Source organism: Thermoflavimicrobium dichotomicum, from assembly GCF_900114055.1.
Lineage (GTDB): Bacteria > Bacillota > Bacilli > Thermoactinomycetales > Thermoactinomycetaceae > Thermoflavimicrobium > Thermoflavimicrobium dichotomicum.
The window spans coordinates 1-1,242 of sequence record NZ_FORR01000069.1 but is presented as its reverse complement, the minus strand read 5'-3'; the positions used below and the strand labels follow the sequence as shown (position 1 = coordinate 1,242).

Annotated in this window: 2 protein-coding genes; both read left to right on the top strand. The window is 41.5% G+C overall.

Going from position 1 to position 1,242, the window contains the following annotated elements; translation table 11 throughout:
- Nucleotides 1-70 precede the first annotated feature (70 nt).
- Entirely contained in the window at nucleotides 71-358 is a 288-nt protein-coding gene (locus tag BMZ78_RS18405) for a transposase (protein ID WP_093229260.1), read from the top strand.
- 26 nt (nucleotides 359-384) lie between these two features.
- Nucleotides 385-1,215 carry an IS3 family transposase gene (locus BMZ78_RS18400; protein ID WP_093231815.1) on the top strand — a complete coding sequence of 277 codons (831 nt, stop codon included), beginning with the start codon at nucleotides 385-387 and terminating at the stop codon, nucleotides 1,213-1,215.
- The last annotated feature ends 27 nt before the right edge of the window (nucleotides 1,216-1,242 follow it).

Below are 1,242 nucleotides of genomic sequence, written 5' to 3'. Positions count from 1 at the left end.
TATAATGACCCCATAATCTTCCAGACAAAGTTTAAGTTATAATGAAGGAAGAAGAAAGGGGTCGTTTTCAATGGGAAGGAGAAAATGGACAGCTGAACAAAAAATGGAGATAGTGTTAGCTGGAATGGCACCAGGAGCAAATATCTCTGCTGTATGCAGAGAATACGGAATATTACAACCGCAATATTACAAGTGGAGAGAGTCTTTTATTCAAGGTGGACTATCAGCCTTGTCTAGTGGTCCATCTAATAGAGAAGGCGAACTGGAAAAAGAGTTAAAAGAAGCAAAGGCTCTGATTGGTGAACAAGCCATGCAGATAGAGATTCTCCGAAAAAAGACGAACTGGGGTCGAAGGTAAGCACTCGAAAGCTCGTTCAAACCTTAGTGGAAGAAGGGTATTCGATCCCACAAATTACGAAGGCCCTTCGTATGAACCGCACCTATGGATACGAGCTAATAAAAGAGAAAGCGCCAAAAAAGCGTGTACAGAATGACGAAGCAACGCTTCGTCAAAAGATTCAAGAGCTTTGTGGAATGTTCCCAACCAATGGATATCGGCGGATTCGTATCTGGTTAAAGAAAAAATATGGCATCAATGTGAATCATAAAAGAGTGTACCGGATCATGAAAGAGCTTGGTTTGCTAAGCAAACCAGCACATTACCAGGCCAAACGGAAAAAGAAAATCGGAAAGATCCCTATCTCACGATCCAATGAGCATTTTCAAGTGGACATGACAAAAATCTGGTGTGGTCAGGATGGCTGGGGCTATCTCTTTGCGGTTATTGATGCATATGACAAGGAGATTGTCGGATACAAATTCTCACGATTCTGTCGCACTGATGAGCTTCTTTTTGCTGTTGATCAGGCTCTAAACAACCGATTTCCCTTTGGTACACAAGGCAAAGGTCTCACAATTCGGAGTGACAATGGGTGTCAAATGACGAGTCGCCGCTATATGAAAGCACTGAAAGATGCAGGGATTAAGCAAGAGAGAACGGGATACAACAATCCTGACGCAGACGCTTATATTGAGCGCTGGTTTCGTACCCTGAAAGAAGAAACGGTTTGGCTCCAAGAATATTCTTCCTTCTTTGAAGCCAAAAACAATATTGATCAATATATAAAATTCTACAATGATGAGAGACCACATTCTGCTTTGGGATATTTATCCCCTAAAGAGTTTCGTCAATCTATAACTTCAAATGTTGCTTAAATGTCTGGACAAACGGGGTTCATTAAG

What these genes read in the sequence shown, in the direction of transcription:
- BMZ78_RS18405 (WP_093229260.1), top strand. Translation starts at nt 71, where the DNA reads ATGGGAAGGAGAAAATGGACAGCTGAACAAAAAATGGAGATAGTGTTA.